The organism is Megamonas sp. Calf98-2, from assembly GCF_900110235.1.
Lineage (GTDB): Bacteria > Bacillota > Negativicutes > Selenomonadales > Selenomonadaceae > Megamonas > Megamonas funiformis.
This window is the reverse complement of sequence record NZ_FOCY01000031.1, coordinates 1-5,914: the sequence shown is the minus strand read 5'-3', so window position 1 is coordinate 5,914 and position 5,914 is coordinate 1. Positions and strand designations below refer to the sequence as shown.

General features: G+C 32.9%; 6 protein-coding genes. 1 reads left to right on the top strand and 5 read right to left on the bottom strand.

Annotated features, from left to right (window positions below):
- Positions 1-265 precede the first annotated feature (265 nt).
- The 5 genes from sufU to sufC are packed head-to-tail and all read right to left on the bottom strand — an operon-like array spanning position 266 to position 5,196.
- Positions 266-703: a Fe-S cluster assembly sulfur transfer protein SufU gene (sufU, locus tag BMX03_RS09090; RefSeq protein WP_015563337.1), complete on the bottom strand. Its 438-nt coding sequence runs from the start codon at positions 701-703 to the stop codon at positions 266-268.
- Positions 696-1,919 carry a cysteine desulfurase gene (locus tag BMX03_RS09085; protein WP_091694992.1) on the bottom strand — a complete coding sequence of 408 codons (1,224 nt, stop codon included), beginning with the start codon at positions 1,917-1,919 and terminating at the stop codon, positions 696-698. Before BMX03_RS09085 ends, sufU begins: the two co-directional genes overlap by 8 nt.
- Entirely contained in the window at positions 1,909-2,997 is a 1,089-nt protein-coding gene (locus BMX03_RS09080) for a SufB/SufD family protein (RefSeq protein WP_091694990.1), read from the bottom strand. The genes BMX03_RS09085 and BMX03_RS09080 overlap by 11 nt, the downstream gene beginning before the upstream one ends.
- A gap of 14 nt (positions 2,998-3,011) precedes the next feature.
- Positions 3,012-4,442, bottom strand: coding sequence for a Fe-S cluster assembly protein SufB (gene sufB, locus BMX03_RS09075; RefSeq protein WP_018999523.1), 1,431 nt, complete (start codon positions 4,440-4,442; stop codon positions 3,012-3,014).
- Between the two features lie 4 nt (positions 4,443-4,446).
- Complete coding sequence (sufC, locus tag BMX03_RS09070) at positions 4,447-5,196, bottom strand: Fe-S cluster assembly ATPase SufC (RefSeq protein ID WP_091694988.1); 750 nt, start codon at positions 5,194-5,196, stop codon at positions 4,447-4,449.
- Positions 5,197-5,541: 345 nt separating this feature from the next.
- On the opposite strand from sufC, the gene BMX03_RS09065 reads away from it, so the two are divergent.
- A complete protein-coding gene (locus BMX03_RS09065; protein ID WP_255361467.1) occupies positions 5,542-5,874 on the top strand; it encodes a hypothetical protein in 333 nt (110 codons plus the stop codon).
- The last annotated feature ends 40 nt before the right edge of the window (positions 5,875-5,914 follow it).

The window sequence follows — 5,914 nt, the reverse complement described above, 5'->3', positions numbered from 1 at the left end:
AGCCAGATTCAAATACAACATTTGTTAAAGTTAAATGCTAGAAAAATTAATCTTTATGATTTTATTGTACTATTAAAAGTGTTGATAAACAAGGATTTTAGTTATTTTTTACCAGCAATAATGAGATTTGAAGGGATTTAGTGAAAATGTTTATTTATCAAGGATTAGCGGGATTTTTATTGATTTTGGCTGGTAAATTTTAGATAAAAAAAGTATCATCTTAATTTTAGTTTTGAACTATTTAAATCAAGATGATACTTTTTATTTATTGAGAGTTTTGGAGGGCTTTGTCTAGGATTGTTTCCATAGTATGCCAGCTGAGTACGGCACATTTTACACGAGCTGGCATTTTGGATATATTTTTAAAGGTAAGAGCTTCATCTAAAGGGGCAAGCTCTTTTTCATCAGTGATTGTGCCTTGAACCATGCCAATGAATAAACGACATAATTCTTTGGCTTTGTCGATTGGTTGATCGAGCATTAAATCAATCATGATATCTGTGGAAGCTTGGGAAATAGCACAACCTGAACCTTGGAAACTAGCATCTTCAATAATATTGTTATTGAGTTTTAAGGAGAGAGTGATTTCATCACCGCAATTAGGATTGATACCGTGTTGGTGATGTGTAGCATCTGCTAGTGAACATTTATTATTAGGGTGAAGGTTGTGTTCAGTTAAGATTTCATTATAGAGATTAAACATCGTATCCTAAATAACTCCTTACTTTTTTTATTTGTTCAATGAATTGATAAACATCTTCTTTTGTATTATAGAAATAAAAGCTTATGCGATTTGTTGATTGTGCATTTAGATATTTTAATAATGGGTGAGCACAATGATTGCCTGCACGAAGGGCGATATTCCCATGATAATCGACAAGTGAAGATACGTCATGAGGGTGAATATCTTGAATATTAAAGCTCAATACACCTTTATGCTTTTTATAATCTGGTGAGCCATAAATGGTGATATAAGGCATTTTAGATAATTCTTCCATAGCGATTTTCATTAATTTTTCTTCTTGTTGTTCAATATAGGAAAATCCTACTTGATTTATATATTCGATAGCGGCTTTTAATGCTATTGCTCCAGATACGTTAGGTGTACCAGCTTCAAATTTTTCTGGAAGTGGAGCAAATGTAGCATCTTGTTCGGATACTGTTTCGATCATTTCGCCACCGCGTAAGAATGGAGGCATTTGCTCAAGTATGGATTTTTTCCCATATAAAACGCCAATTCCCATAGGTGCTAACATTTTATGACCGGAGAATGCGTAAAAATCACAATCTAAATCTTGAACGTCTGTTGCCATATGAGGAGCACCTTGAGCACCATCAACAATGGCGATAGCACCTACTTCATGAGCTTTTTTTATTATAGCTTTTAAGGGAGTGGCAACGCCTAAGACATTTGAAATTTGAGTGATAGAAACTATTTTTGTTTTAGGTGTGATTTTTGTTTGAATTTCTTCATCAGAAATAATACCTTCATCATTTATATACATATATTTTAATGTAGCTTTTTTTAATTTTGCTATCATTTGCCATGGTAGTATATTGCTATGATGTTCAAGAATGGAGATTACGATTTCATCGCCTTCTTGGATATTTTCCATGCCGTAAGTGTAGGCGATGAGATTTAAGGATTCAGTAGTATTTCTAGTGAAAATAATCTCACAATCTTCATTAGCATTGATGAATTGTGCTACACTGTGGCGAGCTTGTTCGTATTCACTTGTAGCAGTAGCACTCAACTTATAGAGACCACGAAGGGGATTTGCGTTTTGAGATGTGTAATAATTTTCTAGGGATTTTATCACACTTAGTGGTTTTTGCGTAGTAGCAGCACTATCTAAATAAACGACAGGGTTTGCTTCATCATTTAATATAGGGAAATCTTGGCGAAAATTAGTTTTCATGATAGAAAGCCTCCTGTTGATAAGTGGAAATATAAGCGTGAAGTTCTTCAGGTAAATTGGTTGTGATTAATTGAAGTTTGGAGTCAATTTGCATTTGGCGAATTTGTCTTTCATTTAAGCCACGAGTTTGCAGATAAAATAATTGCTCCTTATCCATTTCACCGATAGAAGCGGAGTGATTGCCTTCAATATCATCTTCACCGCAGAGAATTAGAGGAATTGATTTATTGTGGATATCTTCATCAAGTAATAATACATTTTCTGCTTCTGTACCTATAGAACCTTTGCAACCTTGTTTAAAATCTAAAGTTGCACGATGTGTTTTTTGAGCGTTATGCATTAAGATACCATTTGTCGTTAAATTAGTTTTTGTCTTTTGACCTAGGATATTGACAATATAGTTCATATCGAGCATTTGATTTTTAGTAGTTAAATAATCTGTTTGGAAATCTAGTTGTGCATTATTTTGTAATAAATCAATATTTGCACCTAGATAATTTTTATTTGCACCTAAAGCAATTTGTTGAATGGATATACGAGCATTTTCTTGGGCAAGTGTGCCAATATCATCGAAATTAAAATAGTCTTTGCCGAGTGCTTGTAGTTGAATTATTTTAACTTGAGCATTTTTTTCAGCGAAAATCTTTGTACTGCTCGCATGAAAACCTTGATTATGATAAGGAGAATTGTAAACGATAATTATAGTGGCTTGGCTATTTTCTTGAGCGTAAATATAATTATCATCAATTAAATCGAGGTTATCGGTTAAATCATAAATGAAGATTAAAGGTTTTTGGGTAATCGTATTTGCTTTGATAGTGAAATAGTTTTTGTTACTAGCATTATTTACTACAAAATTATCAGCATCTGAGCCGATACCAGTATTGATGTGAGGAAAGTCAGCAGAAGCTATATCTTTTTGTGAAGATAGGGAAATATTTTCCATGGAATTAATGATTTGAGGTTTGAGGGGAGTTAATTTATCTATATTATCATAAGATATAGTTGTATCATTTAATTTTAACCAACGCCATGTTGGCATTGGTAAACTATTTGCATGTTCAAATTTTATATTCATAGTCATATCTCCTTTTAGCCAATGGCGCCTTCCATTTCTAATTGAATTAAATGATTCATTTCTACAGCATATTCTACTGGTAATTCTTTGGATATTGGATTAGCAAATCCGTTTACAATCATAGCACGAGCAGCGGCTTCACTTAGACCTCTACTCATGAGATAAAATACAGCTTGATCACTAATGCGACCGATTTTGGCTTCGTGTCCAACACTGGCTTTATTTGTACGCACGTCCATTGCTGGAATTGTATCTGAACGAGAAATATTATCGAGCATTAAAGATTGGCAAGAAACTAGGGCTTTACTGTGCTGGGCTTGTTTTGCTACAACGACAGAACTTCTAAATGTACTAGCACCACCATCTTTAGAAATGGATTTTGTATTGATTAAAGAAGATGTATGAGGGGCATTATGCACCATCTTAGCTCCTGTATCGAGGTTTTGCCCTTTACCAGCAAATGTAATTCCTGTAAATTCTGCTTTGGCATTTTCACCTGCAAGAATTGTCATTGGATAAAGGTAAGAGATATGAGAGCCAAATGAGCCAGAAATCCATTCCATAGTAGCATTTTTGCCTACTTTTGCTCTTTTTGTATTGAGATTATACATATTTTTTGACCAGTTTTCGATTGTGGAATAACGCAATTTTGCATCATCAGCGACGAATAATTCTACACAGCCAGCATGTAAATTAGCTACATTATATTTAGGAGCAGAACAGCCTTCGATGAAGTGAAGGTCAGCTCCTTTATCTACGATAATCAAAGTATGTTCAAATTGCCCTGCACCTGCTGCATTTAGGCGGAAATAAGATTGAAGTGGAATGTCCACTTTTACTCCAGGTGGTACATATACGAAAGAGCCACCAGACCAAACTGCACCATGTAAGGCTGCAAATTTATGATCGCGAGGTGTTACAAGTTTCATGAAATGTTCACGTATCATAGGTTCATAAGGGCCTTTGAGAGCAGTTTCGATATCTGTATAAATTACGCCTAGTTTGGCAACTTCTTCTTTGAGATTGTGATAAACGACCTCAGAGTCGTATTGGGCACCGACACCAGCTAGGGATTTTTGTTCAGCTTGAGGAATACCTAATTTATCGAAAGTATCTTTGATATCTTCAGGTACATTTTTCCATGAACCTTGCATATCAGTATTTGGTTTTACATAAGTTACGATATTGTCGATATTTAAATCATCAATAGATGGTCCCCATGGTGGTACATCTAAGCTGTGGTAGATTTCTAAAGAACGCAAGCGAAATTCACGCATCCATTCAGGATCATTTTTTTTAGCAGATAATTCTTCTACGATTTCAGGCGTGAGACCTTTTTTGAGACGATAAGCATCTTTTTCTGCTTTTTTAAAATCATAACGATTTTCTACACGTTCAGCAGTTTGATTTATATATTCATTTTGTCTTTTTTCTGCTTCATTCATGATTTTATTCTCCTTGTCCAGTGATAAAAGGTTCATAGCCTTGTTCGTTGATGATTTTTATTAAAGAAGCATCTCCTGTTTTGATGATTTTTCCATTGATTAAGATATGAACATAATCGATATGGAGATATTCAAGAATTTTGCTATTGTGAGTGATGATTAATAAAGATTTTTGGTCATCTTGTTGGAATGTCTGTATACCGCGAGAAACAGTTTTTACAGCGTCAACATCAAGACCAGAGTCTGTTTCATCTAAGATAGCTAATTTAGGATTTAGCATTAATAATTGAAGCATTTCAATTTTTTTGCGTTCGCCACCAGAAAATCCTACGTTTAACTCACGATTGATCCATTGTTCATTAATGCCTAATGTCTTAGTAACAGTTTTTAATTTATCGCGAAAAGCTTTTAGGCGGATTTTTTCTTTTGTTTCCATAGCAGTACGGATAAATTGAGAGATAGAAACACCAGGGATTTCTATAGGGCTTTGGAAAGATAAGAATAATCCTTTTTGAGCACGTTCATCAGTTCTAGCAGAAGTGATATCTTCATCTTCGAAAAATATACTTCCGCGGTCTACTTTGTATTGAGAATTGCCCATAATGACATTGCCTAATGTAGATTTTCCTGCACCATTAGGGCCCATTAAAATATGAGTTTCACCTTGATTTATATTTAAATTTAAATTCTGTAAAATTGTTTTATCTTCAGCACTAGCGTATAAGTCCGTAATATTTAAAAGAGATTTAGTCATGAAATATATCCTCCTATCCTACTTTTATAGTAGGTTTAAAGTTTGTGAAAATATGATAATTACTTGTTTATATATAGATTTAAAATATATTTATAAATTAAAAGAATAAAAGAAATTTATATCTTATATACTATTATTTTAGTATGAATAGTATATAATGTCAAGATGAATATAAAATAATTTATTAGAGTAAATACAATAATAAATTTAGTTTGGTAAAAGAACTATATAAAATTGTTTTCTTTAAAACCTATTTATTGAATAGGATTATAAAATAGAAGGATTTTGGATTGAAAATGTATAATATATATTTTAGTTAGTAAGTAAGGAAAGGAATGAAGGATAATGAAGTTTGTAAATTTTAAAATAGAAGATAAGAAATTGATAGGTGTTTTAGCAAATGATGAAGATAAGATAATAGCACTTAATGATTTATATGCAGATAAAACTTTTTGCTGTATGCAAGATGTGATTGAACAATTAAATGAAGATGATATAAAAGATATACAGACAAAATTAGATGATGAAAATAATAATTTTAAGAGCTATAAATTGAGTGAAGTTAAATTATTATCACCAATAGAGAGACCAATACATGACATTTTATGTGTGGGTTTGACATACTCCCCATGCCTAAAGGCAGGGGATTCTTGGATACAAACGATACTTGCCTACTAAAATAGCAGGTCTTACTATATCTCTCCAAAGAAGGTTGATG